This is a genomic window from Paenibacillus sp. MAHUQ-45, assembly GCF_058133325.1.
Map to the genome: position 1 here is coordinate 1 of NZ_JBYUPV010000009.1, position 18,042 is coordinate 18,042.

General features: G+C 48.7%; 14 protein-coding genes. 8 read left to right on the forward strand and 6 right to left on the reverse strand.

The window, feature by feature from the left end:
- Nucleotides 1–257: 257 nt before the first annotated feature.
- Together AC3Y23_RS19200 and AC3Y23_RS19205 are read right to left on the reverse strand one after the other, a co-directional pair.
- Nucleotides 258–1,865 carry an S-layer homology domain-containing protein gene (locus AC3Y23_RS19200; RefSeq protein ID WP_379201911.1) on the reverse strand — a complete coding sequence of 536 codons (1,608 nt, stop codon included), beginning with the start codon at nucleotides 1,863–1,865 and terminating at the stop codon, nucleotides 258–260.
- 165 nt (nucleotides 1,866–2,030) lie between these two features.
- Entirely contained in the window at nucleotides 2,031–2,738 is a 708-nt protein-coding gene (locus AC3Y23_RS19205) for a peptidylprolyl isomerase (protein ID WP_379202411.1), read from the reverse strand.
- A gap of 210 nt (nucleotides 2,739–2,948) precedes the next feature.
- Here AC3Y23_RS19205 and AC3Y23_RS19210 point away from each other — a divergent pair, with 210 nt between their 5' ends.
- Nucleotides 2,949–4,172, forward strand: a complete 1,224-nt coding sequence (locus AC3Y23_RS19210) for an MFS transporter (RefSeq protein WP_379201913.1) — start codon at nucleotides 2,949–2,951, stop codon at nucleotides 4,170–4,172.
- Between the two features lie 95 nt (nucleotides 4,173–4,267).
- Here AC3Y23_RS19210 and AC3Y23_RS19215 read toward each other — a convergent pair whose 3' ends face one another.
- A complete protein-coding gene (locus tag AC3Y23_RS19215; RefSeq protein WP_379201916.1) occupies nucleotides 4,268–4,882 on the reverse strand; it encodes a hypothetical protein in 615 nt (204 codons plus the stop codon).
- A 258-nt stretch (nucleotides 4,883–5,140) separates the two neighbouring features.
- Here AC3Y23_RS19215 and AC3Y23_RS19220 point away from each other — a divergent pair, with 258 nt between their 5' ends.
- Together AC3Y23_RS19220 and AC3Y23_RS19225 are read left to right on the forward strand one after the other, a co-directional pair.
- Nucleotides 5,141–7,042, forward strand: a complete 1,902-nt coding sequence (locus AC3Y23_RS19220; protein WP_379201918.1) for an ATP-binding protein — start codon at nucleotides 5,141–5,143, stop codon at nucleotides 7,040–7,042.
- 114 nt (nucleotides 7,043–7,156) lie between these two features.
- Nucleotides 7,157–9,073 carry an ATP-binding protein gene (locus AC3Y23_RS19225; RefSeq protein WP_379201920.1) on the forward strand — a complete coding sequence of 639 codons (1,917 nt, stop codon included), beginning with the start codon at nucleotides 7,157–7,159 and terminating at the stop codon, nucleotides 9,071–9,073.
- Nucleotides 9,074–9,089: 16 nt separating this feature from the next.
- Here the strand turns inward: AC3Y23_RS19225 and AC3Y23_RS19230 are convergent, their stop codons facing one another.
- Nucleotides 9,090–9,329 (reverse strand): NHLP leader peptide family RiPP precursor, encoded by a 240-nt coding sequence (locus tag AC3Y23_RS19230; RefSeq protein ID WP_379201922.1) that lies wholly within the window; start codon nucleotides 9,327–9,329, stop codon nucleotides 9,090–9,092.
- A gap of 71 nt (nucleotides 9,330–9,400) precedes the next feature.
- The gene (locus AC3Y23_RS19235; protein ID WP_379201925.1) at nucleotides 9,401–10,345 is read right to left on the reverse strand and encodes a hypothetical protein; all 945 of its coding nucleotides are present in this window, start codon (nucleotides 10,343–10,345) and stop codon (nucleotides 9,401–9,403) included.
- Between the two features lie 112 nt (nucleotides 10,346–10,457).
- Between AC3Y23_RS19235 and AC3Y23_RS19240 the strand changes: the two genes are divergently transcribed.
- The gene (locus AC3Y23_RS19240) at nucleotides 10,458–10,796 is read left to right on the forward strand and encodes a hypothetical protein (protein ID WP_379201927.1); all 339 of its coding nucleotides are present in this window, start codon (nucleotides 10,458–10,460) and stop codon (nucleotides 10,794–10,796) included.
- A complete protein-coding gene (locus tag AC3Y23_RS19245; RefSeq protein ID WP_379201929.1) occupies nucleotides 10,789–11,865 on the forward strand; it encodes a Gfo/Idh/MocA family protein in 1,077 nt (358 codons plus the stop codon). The genes AC3Y23_RS19240 and AC3Y23_RS19245 overlap by 8 nt, the downstream gene beginning before the upstream one ends.
- 371 nt (nucleotides 11,866–12,236) lie before the next feature.
- Here AC3Y23_RS19245 and AC3Y23_RS19250 read toward each other — a convergent pair whose 3' ends face one another.
- Entirely contained in the window at nucleotides 12,237–14,165 is a 1,929-nt protein-coding gene (locus AC3Y23_RS19250; protein WP_379201931.1) for a beta-N-acetylhexosaminidase, read from the reverse strand.
- An 84-nt stretch (nucleotides 14,166–14,249) separates the two neighbouring features.
- Here AC3Y23_RS19250 and AC3Y23_RS19255 point away from each other — a divergent pair, with 84 nt between their 5' ends.
- The 3 genes from AC3Y23_RS19255 to AC3Y23_RS19265 all read left to right on the forward strand — a co-directional run bounded on the left by AC3Y23_RS19255 (nucleotide 14,250) and on the right by AC3Y23_RS19265 (nucleotide 18,041).
- Complete coding sequence (locus AC3Y23_RS19255) at nucleotides 14,250–15,104, forward strand: AraC family transcriptional regulator (RefSeq protein ID WP_379201933.1); 855 nt, start codon at nucleotides 14,250–14,252, stop codon at nucleotides 15,102–15,104.
- Between the two features lie 631 nt (nucleotides 15,105–15,735).
- Nucleotides 15,736–17,382 carry a sensor histidine kinase gene (locus AC3Y23_RS19260; protein WP_379201935.1) on the forward strand — a complete coding sequence of 549 codons (1,647 nt, stop codon included), beginning with the start codon at nucleotides 15,736–15,738 and terminating at the stop codon, nucleotides 17,380–17,382.
- Between the two features lie 23 nt (nucleotides 17,383–17,405).
- Nucleotides 17,406–18,041 (forward strand): response regulator, encoded by a 636-nt coding sequence (locus tag AC3Y23_RS19265; RefSeq protein WP_379201937.1) that lies wholly within the window; start codon nucleotides 17,406–17,408, stop codon nucleotides 18,039–18,041.
- The last annotated feature ends 1 nt before the right edge of the window (nucleotide 18,042 follow it).

The window sequence follows — 18,042 nt, forward strand, 5'->3', positions numbered from 1 at the left end:
ATCGTTGTCTTTGTTCTCCCAAGTGAACACACCTCCACTGATTTCATTATCGGTCTGTCCGTTAACGGGTGTCCACTATTTATTCTAATTGCAATATTGTCCTTAATTTCCACAAACCCGTAGCTGCAGACGATTTAGGGTACAAAAATGTCGTTAATTACACTTCGAACTCACCAGACATCAGGTCTTAACAGTGGTCGAAAGAAGCCTCGCCCTGTAGCGACTTAGTTCAGCTACCACCCTCTGGATTCGTACCTTTAGAAGGCATAACCATAATATTTCTCTGCATTCCGCAGGCTCGTCCAAATATCTGCACTTTCCCCGCCGATATACCAATAGGCAACACCGGCTAATTTTTTATTAACAACAACTTGGTACTTGGCAGTTAGAGACCGCCCGTCTTCCAGCCAAATCGTGTGTTTGATCGCGTTTATTGTATAGCTGGCAACATATTGACCCAAGACATCATTCCACACCGGTCGCATGGAATAGGTGCTGATCCGCTGATTTTGCTCAGGAAACGTAATATATTGTGATGAAGATACCGTTCCATTTTGCTGAAGCGTCCAGTCCCGATTATAGAAGGGCATCGCCAATATGACCTTTTTGCTAGAAACGACCTTCAGTAGAGTATCTACTGCATTTGTAATATAGGGAAGCGAAGCATTAGAACCTGGATAGAGACTGCTTTCGTAATGCTCATCGTACCCCATTATGACAATATAATCGGCTTGTTTGCCAAGCGCAGCATAATCGAATACCTCGGTCCAATCGGTTCCAAGATCAGGCGATACATCTATAGATAACGTAGCCCCTACGGCATGCAGCTTCTCTGCCAATAGCGTAATGAAATCGGTAAAATACTTCCGATCAGCACCGTCTACATTTTCAAAATCAATATTAAGCCCATCCAGCCCATATTTACTCACCATAGCTACTAGCTGCGTAATGGCTGTATTTCTGGAGTTCGTGTTGGACAACATTTGATGTGTAGCTTCTTGATCGGAGCGATTACCGACCATTGCCCAAATCTTTTTATGATTACTTTTTGCCCATGAAATCAGCGGTGTTTCCGTTAAATCCGATACGACACCAGTCTTCCCTACAAAATACCAACGCGGCGACAAGGTGTTCACATTGGATCTCAAAATATCACGCTCATATTCTGCGGTAGTTCCATACTGCCAACCGATGACGATTCCTTCATTTGGTGCATGCTCAAGTGCTGCAGCCCAGTTTTTATTTTGCAACACCCGATAAATCAGTACAGCGGCTTCCTGCCGGGTTATGGCTTCCGTAGGTCGGAAATATCCGGTGTCATCGCCTTTCATTAATCCTAGCTTACTAACGGCGGCAACAGAACTGCTAGCCCAGGTAGCGATATGATTACTGTCCTTATAGGCTGATAGATTACTAGAATTCCCATTGGTTTGTTTCAAGGCTCTTGCCATCCATACAGCGGCCTCTTGTCTGGTTACTGCTTGGTTGGGGGTAAAGGTAGTGGCTGAGGTTCCAGTAGCCAGGTTCAGCTGGACAGCTGTTTGAATAGAGCCGTAATACCATGCGTTCTTCGCTACATCTGTGAAGGATGTTACTGGACTGGCCACGGGATCAAGCTTTAGCAAACGTTCCAGTATCGTTATAAATTCGGCTCTAGTAATAGATTTTGCCGGTGAGAAGCTTGTTAGCGAGGTGCCTGTAATAATCTTTTTATTATATAAATCGATAATTTCATCTTTGGCATAGCTGGTACTTATATCATCAAAAGGTGGCAGTTTATCGGCCAACATAGGCTGGCTCCAGGAGCTTATTGCGTAAATGATAACGACGGCTGCAAGTATGAATCTACTGAATATGCTCTTCACGAGATTCCCCCTATTGATATCAATTCTAAAATTGTATCAAAGATTGAATCGTTATTCATTGATGAGATATTGGTAGATTACATGTCCCATAACGAAGAAACCCGGCAGCGCTCACGGTAATTTACCGCTAACGAACTGCCGGGTATGTTGTAGATTAAAAGATTACTACTGTACTTTCTGTGGTTCTGGATACGTGACACCAAGGGTATCGATCGTAACCTTCTTCATGACTGGTGGATGTTCTGGCCGATCAGAGCTGTCGCGGGGCAGATTCACGATGGCATCTACCACTTCAAGACCTTCTGTGACCTTGCCGAATGCAGCATAGCTTCCATCAAGATGTGGAGCATCAGCTGTCATGATGAAGAACTGGGAGCCTGCGGAATTCGGGTCTTGCGATCTTGCCATCGACAAGGTACCTTCCGTATGCAGCAGGTTGTTATTAAACCCGTTGCCGGAGAATTCTCCAGCGATGCTGTAACCAGGTCCGCCCATACCGGTGCCGTCAGGGTCGCCACCCTGAATCATAAAGCCGGGAATGACCCGGTGGAAGATGGTTCCGTCATAAAAGCCCTTTTGGATCAGGGAGATAAAATTGTTGACGGTGTTGGGAGCAACCTCAGGGTACAGCTCGGCTTTGATGATGCCGCCGTCAGCCATTTCGATGGTGACTACAGGATGGCTCGCCGTGTCGGAGGGAAGCCCGCTGCCCTCGGCATTGTTCTGCGGAGTGCTGGTTTCCTGTGGAGCTGCTGTTTCCTGCGATGTATTGCTGGCTTGATTCCCCGTTTGATTACCAGAAGCGCTGCCACTATTATTGCCTGCTGGCTTCGAGCCGCAACCGGATACAACAATCAACAGCAAAGATAGCATTACCAGAAGGATAGCGGGATTCTTTCTTGTCAACTTCACCTGTTCGTTCTCTCCTTTAGTTTGAATAATCATTGTCTTAGCCTATCATAACCTCTTTGTCCCGCTGCATGCAAAAAAATGCTTGTCCCAGGCTGGGGATTGGCACCTGTTGCAAAGAGGTTTACAATAGTAGGATGCTTCCAAGGAAAAAGCTGAAAGGACGTGTACCGGATGAACTTTTCATGGAAGCGGAACCTGGTCGTGCTTTGGGTAGGAGTTTTCTTTTGTAGTACGGCATATTCGATCTCGATTCCGTTCCTCTCTATTTTTCTATCCGATGAGCTTGGCGTAAGTAATCATTTGGAGATTTGGTCTGGTCTCAGTTTTGGCATTACATTTCTGGCCAGTGCTCTGATCGCACCGTACTGGGGTTCTTTGGCCGACAAATACGGTCGCAAGCCGATGCTGATTCGTTCAGGATTCAGTTTGGCCGCGTTGTATCTGATTAATTATTTTGTCCATGATCCATACGTTTTTCTGCTTGTGCGTATCCTTCAGGGGCTGCTAGCGGGGTTCATTCCAGCGGCCATCGCCATGGTTGCGACCAATACGCCTGAAGAGCGGACGGGGTATGCACTCAGTATCATGTCTACAGCAGGGGCGACTGGTAGCATCATCGGGCCGCTGATCGGTGGTGTGGTCAGTTATTACTCCGGGAACCGTAGTGCATTCTTGTTCTCAGCAGTGATGGTTCTGGTCTCGGCGCTGACGGCCACCTTTTTTGCTCATGAGCGGAGCATTGACCGCTCTGCCCCAAGATCCCATGTGCGGGACGATATCAGGGAAGCGAGGAGCAACCAGCTGTTTATCACCCTTCTGATCCTAGGAGGAATCAGCACCTTCTCCGTGATGATTCTGGAACCACTCATCCCGATCTATCTGCTCGGCATGGGCGTATCCAAGAGCCATGCGTCTCTCAGCTCCGGAATTGTCTTCTCCGCGGTCGGGATTGCCACCGTGCTGATGGCGCCACAGTGGGGACGGATTGGCAGCCGCAAGGGCTTCGGGACGATCCTGTTCATCGGCCTGATTGGCGGCGGAATCGGCAATATCCTGCAGTTTTTCGTCTCGGGTTATGTAGAATTTGCCCTGCTGCGCTTTGCCTACGGCTTATTCTACGCTGGAGTGCTGCCTTCCATTAACGCCATGATTGTACAGGTGACGGAGTCTTCCTTCCGTGGCCGGGCGTTCGGACTGAACCAGTCTGCTTCGCAGCTGGCGACGATGGCAGGGCCGATTGTTGGTGGTCTACTAGGCGGACTTATTCCGATTCGCTGGGTATTCGTTATTAATGGGCTGATGCTACTGGGCGCAGCGCTGTTAGTGAAATCACGTAGACTGGAGGCTAAGCTGTCGAAGGCTCATCACCCGCGAACTTCCGCTTCACCGCAATAATTAGATGAAGTGTGATGGAAATAGGTTGCCTATCCTATAAACGCCGCCTAGACAGGGAGTCTGGCGGCGTTTGGTTTTCATGGAGATAAGAATGCTTAGTCTTCTTCTCCCTGTGAACCATTCAATACATCGATGCCAGGCATGGCATCGAGAGAGGGAGAGACAGGATCGATAGGTGTTCCCGCTTCCAGATCATCTGCGTCCGGGATGTCTTGCAGCGGTTCCTCTTCATCGTAGTCGATCTCCGCTGAAGCCTTGTTCTCATGGGCATAATCAATGGTTGTTCCGGTCAAGCCCGCAGCGCTGGCCGCCTGCACAGCGTCGGATTCCAGCAGATCATCCCGCTCTGGTGCTGGAGAGGCTATAATCTGGCGCTCCCGACTTACTCTTTGGGGAAGTTCCGACTCAGGAACGTTCAGGCCAATATCCGCGGCCAAATATTCATCCCCGACCAATACGGGGTCTGCTCCTTCGTCGACGATCCCATCAAAGTCAACGGGGATGGACCCGATGCGGCTGTGGGTGGCAAGCGCCGATTCCAGCGCCACCCGATCTTTAGGGGTAGACTCTCCGTTGTTGTTCCGCGTGGTTATAGTTCCAACAGGACGAATAACGTCTGTAGGAATGTCTTCTTCTGGATAGGTATCACGGCTTATACGATATCGCTCGTAGGCGAAGTCGGCTTCTGTCTTATTGAATTCGTTGCCCATACCATTTTCAGCTCCCTTAACATGGTTTGAGATACCAATGTATATTTTTTACCCTACCATGAGGGTGTGAATCGTGATCCGACAGGTGGACAGCTCCATCCATAATATATTCATTCTGGCCTACGATTAACCGGATTAGGGGTAAAATCGTTTAATTTCGAGGTTATTTGCAGGCAGAGGGAGGGATAGCTCGAAGGCTGTCGAAATTAAGAAGAATACGAGCTATACATACAACTATCGACTTACAGAGGTGCCGAGATGAAGTTGTCACTACAAAAGACAGCGGCGGTGGTTCTTGTGCTGTTGCTGATTACGGCCATCGTTCCTATCGGGATCGCCCTGGAATGGGGTAGCCCATCAGGCAAAGCTTTGCCTAGTTGGGAACTGAAATGGGAGAATACAACTGCACCTGATGCTATGAAAGCAGCGGCATCCAGGGGCGATGAATGGATAGAAGTTATCGAACAAACGCCAAGGCCAACGGCCCCGGAGGGAATCCATGCGGCATGGTTACGGGTGACCGTCCCACAGCTGACGGAGAATTCAGCACTACTAATTGATAAAGTGTTCGGAGAGGAAATTAAGGCTTTCCTCGATAATAAACTTGTCTATGAATTGCAAGGAAAAAATAACTTTAGCGGGAACAAAATTCTGATTCCCCTGAGTGGAGAAACCTCCGGTGGGCAGCTATATTTGTGGAGCAGTGGAGGGGGCAGCAAAGGGCTCGGAATTGAGGGCCATATTCTGGTCGGCAACTATGGAAAACTGCTGGATTACTATGTCAAACAGGACTTTATGGATATTGTCGTTGGTACGGCGCTTATCTTCATCGCGTCCGTTTTGATCGTGTGTGCTCTGTTTCTCAAGAAGGAGCCTTTCTCCAGCGCTTTTTTGCTCGTGCTGATTATTTTATCCTGCGGAATTCTAGTTGTGGTGTATTCACCACTCTTGCCAACTGTGCTTGGCAGCCAGAGTCGGCTGACAGAGCTGTTGTTTGATCTGGCTTTATTTACGCTGCTTCCGACATTTACACTCTACTTTGAGCGGATATTCGAGGGCAACCAGAACAGATTCATTGTTCCCTTCCGGAAATTTCAGATCGGGTACTCTTTGTTCAGTCTGTCACTTTGGATATTGAATGCAGCCACATCTTTTCGCTTGGATGGGATCTATCGGTTCATGACGGTTAGTGTTGTCGGAATCCTGATGATTGTTCAGTTTGTCTTTTTACTGACCCTGGCGGTGATTTATGCGTATCGCGGCAATTCGGATGCCATCATTTTCACTACAGGGTTCGCCGTCTTTGCCCTGCTTTCATTGACAGAGCTGCTCATATTCTTTGCCACGAATGAGAGATATCATTTCTACTGGTGGAAATGGGGGCTAGTGGTATTCATCATCTCGCTGATCGTGATTCTGGGCAGAGGGTTCGCCAGAAACCATGAGCAAGCGGTGGAGTATTCACGTGAGCTGGAGAAATTCAACAACGATTTACAGCGTTCCGAGAAAATGGAGATTATTAGCGAATTGGCTGCATCGGTGGCACATGAGGTGCGTAACCCGCTGCAGGTGACCAGAGGCTTCCTGCAGATTCTAGGGGAACGCTCCGGTAAGAAAGAGAAAGAATATCTGCAAATGGCGGTGGCAGAGCTGGACCGTGCCTCGCTGATTATTACGGATTTCCTCACTTTCGCGAAGCCGAGCATGGAGACGGTAGTCCAGCTTGATGTTTCCGCTGAGCTCAGGCATGTGTCGGGTATTCTGCTTCCACTCGCCCACATGCAGGGAGGGGAAATTGAGCTGAAGCTGGAGCCTTGTCTCCCTGTGCTGGGTAGTTCTTCTAAATTCAAGCAAGCCTTTATCAATATCATCAAGAACAGCATTGAAGCTTTGCGCGAGAACGGAATGATTGTCATCACGGCTTGGAGATCAGGAAATCAAATCTTGATCAGTGTGAAGGATAATGGGGAAGGGATGAAGGTCAATGAACTGACCCGCCTGGGCGAGCCATACTACTCTAACAAGACCAAGGGGACGGGACTTGGGCTTATGGTAACGTTCCGTATTGTTGAGGCGATGCAGGGAACTCTGGAATTCAAGAGCAAGAAGGGCGAGGGCACAGAAGTGATTATTAAATTTCCAGCGGCCGGACCGGAATAATTGTATTTTTTTATTCCATATTTAAAGGATTGGGCGGCCGCTTACGCGAAATAGAAATAAGAACAAAAATGAGTTTCTCATTATTTCCCGCGAGGTGCTTGAATGCGAGTCTTTGTGAAAAGTCTTCATATAACAGCAGCACTTTGCCTGCTTCTGATGATCAGCAGTTCTCTGCTGGCATCTGCGGCAAATTCTGGAGCACCGTATGAGATTACCAAGTGGCAGATGAAATGGGAAAGTGGAGCGGGTGCACCAAACCCAGGGACAGAAGTACCTTCGGAAATCACAGATAGCCAACACTGGAAAACCGTGGATGGTAGTCAAAACAGGATGGAGAAGCCGCCGGGTACTTCCGTTGCCTGGAGCCGTATGATCATCCCGGAGCTGCATTTTACCTCGCCTGCGATCTACATTGACACTCTGTATGCATTGCATGTCAAGGTGTTCGTGGATAACCGGCTTATTTTTGAAGGAGACCGCTCGTTTATCAAGGACAACTATTCGTTGCTACTACCGCTAAGCAGTGGAGACAGCGGGAAGATGTTATATATATGGACGGAGACGCTGCAGGACCGAATTGGCATCAAGAATAAAGTGATCATTGCTGAACACAGCGAACTGATCGACAATTATGTCAAGAACGGACTGCTGGATGTTATTTTGGGCAGCGCTTTTATTTTTGTAGCAATGGTTCTATTTGTATGTGCGTTTTATCTGAACCGGACGTATTTCTCAACGATCGTGGCCCTGGCCATCGTAATTTCCTCCACAGGTGTGCTATCTATTACCTATTCTCCGTTTATCTATACCTTTTACAGCTATCTCGGTAATGTAAGTATCATTATGCTGGATGTGGCTCTCCTATCACTGCTTCCTTCGCTGACCTTCCTGTTTGAGAGAATCTTCGGAAGTGGCAAGTATGCTATAATCCGGCGGTTTCGCAAATTTCAGGTCGTCTACTCTCTATTCTGCCTGGCTTGGCTTGTGATCAATGAGCTATCCGGGAATCGCTTTGTGAAGTTCTATTATTTTATCTCCACAGATATTGTTGGACTTATTCTCATTACTCAGTTTATCCTGCTCATTGCCTGTGTCATCATCTATTCGGCCAAGGGTAATAAAGAAGCTATTATTTTTGCCATTGGTTTCGGTACAGCGGCGCTTACCGGGGTAGTTGAACTGATCTGGTATTATGTCCAAAGGGGAGACTATGACTTAGTTTATTGGAAGTGGGCGTTAGTCGTATTTATTCTGTCTCTGATTGTCATTCTGGGTTATCGGCTGATGCTGAATCACCAAATGGTAATCAAATATTCGCAGGAGCTAGAGTTGTTCAACAATGAGCTGCAGCGTTCGGAGAAACTGGGAATCATCAGTGAGCTGGCAGCTTCTGTGGCACATGAGGTGCGCAATCCACTTCAGGTAACAAGAGGATTTCTCCAGCTACTTAACGGGAAATCGCACGGGTCCGAGAAGAAATATTTGACGATGGCTATCAGTGAGCTGGACCGGGCCTCCAATATCATTACTGATTTTCTGACCTTTGCAAAGCCGGAATTCGAACAGGTCAGCGTACTGAATCTGAACGAGGAATTTCAACATATCGAGAGCATCATGCTGCCTCTATGCCATTTGAGTAACGGGAAGATGGATCTGAACGTCGATGGTGAGCTGTGGGTGAAGGGGAATTCCTCTAAATTCAAGCAGGCCTTTATCAATATTATCAAGAACAGTATCGAGGCTATGGGTGAAGATGGTCACATCGAGATCATGGCATACGGAGAAGGAAACCAGGTGCACATTCATATAAAGGACAATGGGGAGGGAATGGAGTCTGAGGTGCTGAGCCGGTTGGGAGAGCCGTATTTCTCTAACAAGACGAAGGGAACTGGACTTGGGCTGATGGTAACCTTTCGTATTATTGAGGCCATGCAGGGGGACATTGTGTTCTCTAGCAAAAAAGGAGCGGGAACCGTATCCATTACGACACTGCCGCTGGCAGAACGTCCGGATGCTTCCCACTCCTTATGAAGTTGATCTTGGTGAATTACCAGGAACCAAGTGGTTTAACGTCGGTCTTTAAGGCACCGGAAGCCGGATTTGGAGGAATGACCAGATAAAATTCATTGGAATCTTCCTCTACTGCCTTTAAAGTAACGCTGTCAGGGATGATGATGCCGAGAGCTTCTTGGATAGCTGATTTTGGATCGCTAAGCAGTCTTTGTTTGAAACCCGGATCTTCCCATGCCTTTTGAATCACTTGACTTCTAAGAATAGCTTCTGACAAAATAATCACCCTTCCCAAAATGGTTATATTTTCCTCACCAGTATAGCATAGGGCCTACTCTAATTCTATGACTATTTATGCATATCTGTCATATTTTTGGAGATCCAGTATGAGAGTCCTCCGCCCTGCAAAAGGCGTTTTTCCTCCTCGATTGCGGCAGAAATCTGGTCTAAACTTTCAGATAACAATTGATGAAAGGCATAAAGATGAGGAGCATTCAGCGCATAGGCTGAAAGTCTGTCGTCGGTAGCCCTTGCGATATTAGCGAAGATCTCCATTCCCCCTGTCGTAAAAATGAAGTTCCTGACCTCCCCGAGGGTGAGCTCGTTCTGTGCATCTGATCGGTGCCTATGCGCGAGGGCGAGCAGGCAGTTATAGCTGCCAGTTGTCCAATCTTCTTCCCAATCCTCGTAGTCATCCAGCATTTGCAGGGTGAACAATACATCATCGATCATCGCCTCGGATGCAGGCACGATCTCATCATGACCGGTCAGAAGCAGGGCGGCGGTGCTGGAGAGCTTGAGCGGACTGGCTTTATGGGAGATTTTTACCCGATTGTTGTTGAAGTAATCACCTGTGCGTTCATTGCTGACACTGTCGGCCCATTCGGAAATATAGCGGCTAAAAAACGACCAGAAAGGGGAATCTGTTGGGAAAAGGTGTCGGTAAATGTTGAGGAATTCCACATAGAATAAATTGGCTAGCGGCAAATTCAAACGAGCGGAGAATTCATGACTGTCCATCAGGTCATCCTGAATAAAAAAGTAGAGCATGAGGAACACATTGCCCCGTGACATCTGGCGGGTAACCTCTACTGGTAGACCGTAGCCATCCCGCAGCCAGAAGGGCAGTAGATAACAGATATAGTTCTTGTGACTCCCGGCAGTAAATACGTTAAAATGGTCAAGGTAGGACATGCCCTGTCCTTGTAGCGGCTCTGGAAATGCAGAGATGGTACGCTTGCTGTCCTCAAATACCATGCGAAGCTCATCTTCATAAGCATAAAGCCAGTCCATAGGCACACCCCCTGTAATAAATTTAAATATTATGTAATAAAATGGGACGTTTGTCCTGATTATAGCTTTCTGTTATGGTGATTTCAATCTTAATTTAGGAGACACTAGGACCATGGAATGGTATACTTTCGGGCAAATGCTAATGAATATCCGGATTGGCCAGAAAGCCATGACACCCGATGGACGAACCCTATGGCGTTCCTCCGCAGGATTGTTCTGGAGGGGAGGCCGCCAGGACGGTAAAATTGTAGAGATTCGGGATTATCTCTTCACCGATCTCTGGAGGATTGAAGAAGATGATGAGGGTGGGGAAGAGGCCGAAAAGCGTGAAGCAGTGGAGCGCAAGGAAAGGGTAATGCTTGAAAATCAATACGAAGAGCTGCGCTGGGAATATCTCATGCAGCGGCGTAACGGAACAGAGAATAAAGGAAGAGGTGGGGAACATGGATAAGGTTGTATTTGGATTGGTTGGCGGCGGCTGGCGAGCTGAGTTTTTTTTAAGAATTGCGAAAGCGCTACCGGAACATTTCTCGGTCGGAGCCATGTATGTCCGTAATCAGGATAAGGCTGAGGCTTTGAGCAAGGATTGGGGTGTTACTGTATATACAGATTTAGAGCAGTTCATCGCGGCAGGAGGATATTCCTTCGCGGTAGTTTCTCTGAGCCGGGAGGTTGCTCCGTCATTTATAGGAAGACTTGCTGCGGCACAGATTCCTGTGCTAACGGAAACACCGCCTGCGACAGATCTGGAAGGATTGATCGAACTTTGGGAGATGGTAGGCGGGGCTGCGGCCAAAATCCAGGTTGCGGAGCAATATCTGTTCCAGCCGATGCATGCAGCCAGAATTGCACTGGCCCGCTCCGGCCGGCTTGGGGAGATCAGTCAGGCTCAGGTCTCTGCCGCACATGGGTATCATGGCATTAGTCTGATGCGGCAGCTGCTGGGCATAGATTTTCAGAATGTCACCATCAGCGGCCGGGAATTCCGTTCTCCGATTATCAACGGACCGCAACGTAGCGGCCCTCCGGCAGCGGAAGAGACGGTGGAAGCGGACCAGAAGATCGCCTTCTTCGATTTCGGGAACAAGCTGGGCGTGTTCGATTTCACAGGCGAGCAATATTTCTCCTGGATCCGCAGTAACCGGATGCTTGTACGTGGTGACCGCGGGGAGATCGTCAATCATGAAGTTGCTTGGCTGGAGAGCTTTGACAACCCGCTATATACCAATTTGCGCCGCATCGATGCCGGACATAACGGGAACCTGGAAGGCTTTTATCTTAAAGGAATTGCGGCAGACGGAGAATGGCTGTACCGCAATTCCTTTATCCCGGCCCGGCTCACGGATGATGAGATCGCGATTGCGGAGAGCCTAGCCCGGATGGCCGACTATGTGCGGGGCGGCCCGTCCTTCTACAGCCTGGCCGAAGGCAGCCAGGATCATTACTTGTCCCTGCTGCTGGATCAGGCTGTCGCCACGGGCACAGCTGTGACCTCTGTAACTCAGCCTTGGGCATTGTAAGGCTGAGCTGCAGTTTGACTGCCGTGCGCTGCGGCAGTCTATGAAGCAAGCTATCTGCTGAAAGCTGAGGCAGATGGCGCTATGCAGTGGAACGAAAGCGCATCTGCTGAAAGTAGAAGCAGATGGCGCTGTGTAGCGGAACGAAAGCGCATCTGCTGAAAGTAGAGGCAGATGGCGCTGTGTAGCGGAACGAAAGCGCATCTGCTGAAAGTAGAGGCAGATGGTGCTGTGCAGCGGTACAAAAGCGCATCTGCGCAGCAAGATAGCTTTGCAGCTGCACAAGCAGGCCAGCCTCCGAACACGGGAGGCTGGCCTGCTTTTTTGTATGGCTGTGCCGAAGCTTCAGGCACAGCTTGTGGCATGCGGCACGGCTACACTTGTGCCGTCTCCGCAAGGTCTGCGGCCAGCGCTGCGTACTGGCCGCGCAGGCGGACCAGCTTGGCGGTGCTTAGCGCCAAGCCGCCCGGCCGGTTGCGCTCCGTCCAGAGCAACCGGTACTCGTGGAGCAGCAGATCCAGATCATGGATCTGCGCGGCGAGCAGGCCGCGGTCCACTTGATCCCGGCCCGCTGCCAGCTGGAGCTTCAGTCTACCGAGCTGCACCGCATGGCTTATGAAGTGTACCCCGCTGCGCAGCTCCCGCAGCACGAGCTCAGCATCCTCGGACTGGAGCGCCAGTCCTTCGATCCGTGCTGTGAGCTCTCCAGCATAGCTTTCCAGCTTGTCGAAATGCTTAGCAGTAAGCTTCCCGATAATCCGTAGATTTTCCAAATCGCTGCGCAGCAGCATGGACAATTCAGAATCATTGCCGTGATAGGTTGCTTCCAGCGTATAGTAGTTGCCGAGATCTAGCAGGAGCTGTCCAATACTTGCGGATTGGTCCGCAAAGAGGAATTGATTCAGATATTCCGCAACATGTGCTTCCAGATTATCGTCAACACTCCAGGCAACTGCTGCACCGTAGACAAATCCAGCATAGCTGACCGGAAGCTGCTGCCAATGTCCATGATCGCCCCAATCTGTAATGAGATAGCCGATAGCGCCATTGGCTTTGCCGTGAACAGCGGCATTACGCAAGTTCGCCAGCATGTTGTCGGTACGCCCGGTGAGAGAGTTCCAGGAGCTTGTTCCTGGACAGACATAGAAGGGAATGCCTGCCTCCCGGAATTTCAGTGTATCTGCTTCAAATGGATGCTCCGCACTGTAGCCCCATTCCATAGCGATGATATTCTTCGGCAGATGTGGGATTAATTCGGGATGCTGAATAATAATATCACCCCAGAACTGCATGGTTTTGCCGCGGGCTTCCACCAGTTCCTGAATCTTTTGCAGGAAAGAGAGGTACAACGTCCCCTTGCCTTGCTCCTCCGCCAAAGCCTTGCTTTTGCCAAGCCCGAGCTCGTAGGTTTCGTCGCAGCCTACATTGAATTTGGATGAGCTGAAGTAGGGGAGCAGATCGTCGTACATTTTCTCCAGCAGCTCTAATACTTCAGGGTCTTCCGTATTGAAGGTTCCAGGATGCATAGGCAATCCATTTGGATAAAATTCACTGTAGTACATGCTCTCAGGTAGTGAGAAGCCTTCCGGGATCTCAGCCAGGTGATTGAACTCCGGCCGAGTCAGCCAACCCTCCATATGCCCGAAGCTGTTCTGATTAGGCACAAGCTCGATATAACGCTCCTTGCAGTAGGCATCCAACTGGAGAATTTCTTCGCCACTGATTGGAGTTTCCAGCTCCCAGACCTGAGGGAAAGACTCGTAGGCATAAGGCGCGCCTTCTATATATAGCTGCAATTCATTAAGCTTCAGATCTGCCATCAGATCCACGATCTTGAACAGGGTATCAAGTTTCGGAATTTTGTTCCGGCTGATATCAATCATGAGCCCCCGTGCGCCAAAGTCCGGTTCATCCCGGATCGAAAGGAACGGAAAGCTTCTTCCGGTCTGCTTCACAATTTGTTTCAATGTTGCTACGGCATAGAAAGCTCCCTGCGGAGAGCTGTAAGTCACATTGACACCAGTTACTCCGGAATGAATCTCATATGCCTGTGGGGGGAGAGCAGGATCATAGTTGAATACGAAGGACGGTTGAACCGTCGACCGGGTGCCAATGGACAAAGCCAACTCGAAATTCAAGGATTGTGTAATCAACAGCTGAAGTTTACGCGCAGCTGGCAGAATCCCGGTTGGTGTGGGATCAGTAATAACGATTCGACCGTTGGCCGGAAGGACATAGGTCCCTTCGGACACGTTCAGGGACTTGGGATGGGGAAGAAGCTGTAGGGAGACAAATTCAGTCATAGCATAGCCACCTCTAATTCATGTAGAATATGATCATCTTCCCTTTTACGATAACACCAGAAAACCAAGGAAGGAATGCATACGATGCCCAAGCTCATGGATTATACGATCAGCCCTTACCCAATTGTCATCATCGATCCCAAGGTCGATGCTTCCCGGTTGAAGCTGAAGCCTATTCGGGTTGGGCAGGTGGGTCATTTGCCGGGAAGAACGCTGTTTCGTTCAGAGGTTGTATTCGAGCTATGGGCGATTGTGTATATTGTCTCCGGCAGCGGAACTTATATGGAGAACGGAGGCAAGGCGCAGCAGGTACGCGAAGGCAGTCTGTTTTTCTTTAGGCCGGGATGTACCTACAACTTCGGCCCCGCTCCGGGCGGGAGTTGGGATGAATACTATATCAACTTTAGCGGGACACGTATTGCCGAATGGCTGGAGTCAGGTCTTATTGCGGGAGGTATTGTCTTCCAGGCGGAGGGCGTCAAGGGACTGCAGGAGGTTTTCGAAACTGTACTTGGACAGATGGAAGGGGGCGCGCCGGAGGACGCCGATCGGGCAGCGTTGGGTCTCGAACGGATGCTTTTGGAGTGTTCATATATAATAGAAGAAAAAAATCGGCCATCCCAGATTGACCCTATGCCCCAGATCAGGGAGGACCTAAATTTCTGTGTCTATGGCACGATGGACTTGAACCAAATTGCCGCGAAGCACCACATCTCTATGTCTACGTTGCGCCGCCTGGTTCGCCGCAGCAGTGGGTATCCACTGCAGGAATATATCCACAGACTGAAGATGGCCGAAGCGAAGCATCTGCTACTCAATACCTCACTTCAGGTGAAGGAGATAGCCGGGCTGCTGCATTATAGCGATCCGTTTTATTTTTCCCGGTTATTTAAAAAGTACATGGGCATTTCACCACTGTTATGTCGTAAAAATGTCTGATAAAACGACATTAATTCCGTTTGTTCCTCTGAGCTTTGTCGTAAATTGCAGTTTATTGTTGACTTTTTTTATAGAACAATGTTACTGTTTGTTTTATATAAGTGAGTTCACTTTAGTGCTTACGTACTATTAGCGGAGATGAAGGTCATGAGGGAATTTTACTGCATCCGTTGTCACAATCTCCATAGTGTAGACACCAGAGCATCATCACTGCGTATTCTTTCCACGGGATATCATATTGTGGAGGGACAGCGTTATCAGATTTGTATATGTGATTCCTCTAATTCGTATGATGCTGTTCCAAATCATCGGAATAACAGTCAGATGGTAAGTAATATTTTTGGGAAATGATTGAAAATAAGCTTAAAACAGCCTATCCACAAAGTGGGTGGGCTGTTTCTGATGGGAATCTGACATATTCTTCACATTGAATTCGCTTTCTTTTCGATATTTAGCTATAAATAGCTTATCCACCAGAAAAGAGGGGCGTTTTCATGTTATTTATTTGTTATGTAAACGCTAACATTAATGCTGTCAACTTGTTATTGTGATTTTTCTCATGTATGATGCTTTTAACAAAGCACAAATATAGCTGGCATTTTCCACAAAACTGGGGAACAGGGTGGTGGGAATGAATATTAAATCAACTGCGGAAGACAAAATGATTGCCTTTTACCGATGCTTCTCATTGTCGCTCACGTCATTGATGTTTCTTTTTAAACCGGCGGGGCCTTCCGTATTATACAAATCCCTTATCATCATTCTGTTATTTATTTTGGCCCAAGGCTTCGTGATGGGCTACCGAAGGCTTCGAAACAGACCGCGGATTCTAATGCTGGCTGTGAGCGCGGAGATGGCACTGATTATTCTGCTTACTTTACTTACCGGGGGCTATGATAGCCCTTTTAGGCTCTATGTACTTAATCCCGTACTCATTGCTGCAGGATCATTGTCCTTATATTTTGGCTGGAGCCTGCTTCTTAGTTATATCGGCATAGTTATTGCTTTTTGTTACCTTTTTCTCAATTCTGCGAATAAGTCTTTCGCATCAGCCGTTCTTGAGAACGGAAATCTCTTTCTGGCACTAGTACTTACGCTTATCGTAATGCAAATGGTAGCCCGAATCAAACGTCAGCGAGAGGAAGCCAACGCTAGGACCAAAGAAACGCTCGAACAAATCAAGTCGCTATACCATATCGTTGAGACTTCTAGCCAGCATGATTTTATGAATATTGGCCAGGTGATTACGGACTATGTGGTGAAGCTGACGAAGCTGGATAAGGCGTTGTTCTGGTTTGCTAAAAAAAGCGGGGAGCCTGCGCCGGAGAGTCGGCAGACGGGGTGGCATCAGGAGGATGAGTTGTTTCTCTTCTCAGAACTAGAGAAGCATGAACATGAGTGGCGGCTGCAGCGTGATCCTGTATTCAAGAGTCTGCCCGGACTGGGTGATTTTCTGCTGATGCCTGTCCGCATGAGTACCCGATTTGTAGGCATGATCGGCGTGAAGCTGGAATTTGCGGAGGGTCTGGAAGGGCGAAGATGGTATATTCAGCAGCTGATGTTCCTGTCGGAGCTGAGTGCAATCATTCTGGAGCGCCATGAACTGGGCGTCATCGAGAACCGGCTAATTATCACGAATGAACAGAATCGAATTGCCGACGAGATGCATGACAGTGTGTCGCAAAGCCTATTCGGCATCGTCTACGCGACGCATTCTCTGAAGCAGACCTGGAGGAAGCTGCCCGATTATCAACTGGAGGAGCAGATAGACCTGATTCATGAATCAGCCACCAAGGTGGCCAAGGAGCTGCGAATGACCATCTACAGTCTCAGTTCCAAGAAAAGCGGTGGGCCTACTTGGCTGGGTATGGTTCGTTCGCACCTAAAAAGCTTATCCAGGTTGAATGATGTGGAAATTGAACTTAAAATAACGGGGGACGACTTCAGTCTTCCTTACCCTTACCATAAGGCGTTGTTCCGAATTATCTCGGAAGCTACAGGCAATGCCATCCGTCATGGGACGGCAAGCCGAGTGGAGGTGGAACTGTCTCTGAAGCCCAAATGGATCAGATTGGCCATTTCTGATAATGGGATCGGATTCGATACAGCTCTGCTATTTACAGAATCCGAAGAGAGCACTGGCGGACTCGGCATGAAAAATATGCAGTATCTAACCCAGTCGCTAGGCGGCGATTTTCAATTATCAAGCAGTAGGAATACAGGTACCAAAATATTGATCCTGATACCTGTCGGCGTGGCGGAACTGAAAAATGCATGAATTTTAGGCAGGAGGTCGTTTGAGTGAAAATCGTCATTGTAGATGATCACCCCTTGGTGAGAAGAGGATTGGCAGCGGTCATTTCGATGCAGCCTAATGTGCAGTTTGCAGGCGAGGCTACAAATGGCCAAGAAGCGCTGCTCGTGATTGAGGAGACGCAGCCGGATCTTGTGCTGATCGATCTGAAGCTGGCCGATGAGTCGGGACTGGATGTGATTAAGGCGGCACGTACTCGCGGGATTACCAGCAAATTTATTTTACTGACCTCGTCTGCAAGCAGGGAAGACTTTCTTAAGGCAGAGGAGGTGCTCGTCGACGGGTATGTGCTGAAGGAAGCACTGCCGGAGGAATTGCTATTCGCCATCCAGTTGGTACATAAGGGGAGGAAGTATTACGATCCCGGGCTGATGGAGGACAAGATGCGGATGACGAGCAGCAGCCCGACCGACGAGCTGACGCCGAAGGAGAAGGAAGTACTGATTGAGCTTGGGCAGGGGGCCTGCAACCGGGAGATTGCCTCAAGGCTCTTTATCAGTGAATTTACAGTGAAGAAGCACGTCAGCCAAATCCTGGCGAAGCTGCAGGTTGCCGACCGTACACAGGCGGCGCTGTTTGCCAATGCGGTTGGATTGACGAAATTCGAAATGTCATATGATTAAG

Excerpts from the sequence above, each read along its gene's own strand:
- AC3Y23_RS19205 (WP_379202411.1), bottom strand. The coding sequence starts at position 2,738 with ATGCTATCTTTGCTGTTGATTGTTGTATCCGGTTGCGGCTCGAAGCCA.
- AC3Y23_RS19210 (WP_379201913.1), top strand. The coding sequence starts at position 2,949 with ATGAACTTTTCATGGAAGCGGAACCTGGTCGTGCTTTGGGTAGGAGTT.
- AC3Y23_RS19215 (WP_379201916.1), bottom strand. The coding sequence starts at position 4,882 with ATGGGCAACGAATTCAATAAGACAGAAGCCGACTTCGCCTACGAGCGA.
- AC3Y23_RS19220 (WP_379201918.1), top strand. The coding sequence starts at position 5,141 with ATGAAGTTGTCACTACAAAAGACAGCGGCGGTGGTTCTTGTGCTGTTG.
- AC3Y23_RS19235 (WP_379201925.1), bottom strand. The coding sequence starts at position 10,345 with ATGGACTGGCTTTATGCTTATGAAGATGAGCTTCGCATGGTATTTGAG.
- AC3Y23_RS19240 (WP_379201927.1), top strand. The coding sequence starts at position 10,458 with ATGGAATGGTATACTTTCGGGCAAATGCTAATGAATATCCGGATTGGC.
- AC3Y23_RS19245 (WP_379201929.1), top strand. The coding sequence starts at position 10,789 with ATGGATAAGGTTGTATTTGGATTGGTTGGCGGCGGCTGGCGAGCTGAG.
- AC3Y23_RS19250 (WP_379201931.1), bottom strand. The coding sequence starts at position 14,165 with ATGACTGAATTTGTCTCCCTACAGCTTCTTCCCCATCCCAAGTCCCTG.
- AC3Y23_RS19255 (WP_379201933.1), top strand. The coding sequence starts at position 14,250 with ATGCCCAAGCTCATGGATTATACGATCAGCCCTTACCCAATTGTCATC.
- AC3Y23_RS19260 (WP_379201935.1), top strand. The coding sequence starts at position 15,736 with ATGAATATTAAATCAACTGCGGAAGACAAAATGATTGCCTTTTACCGA.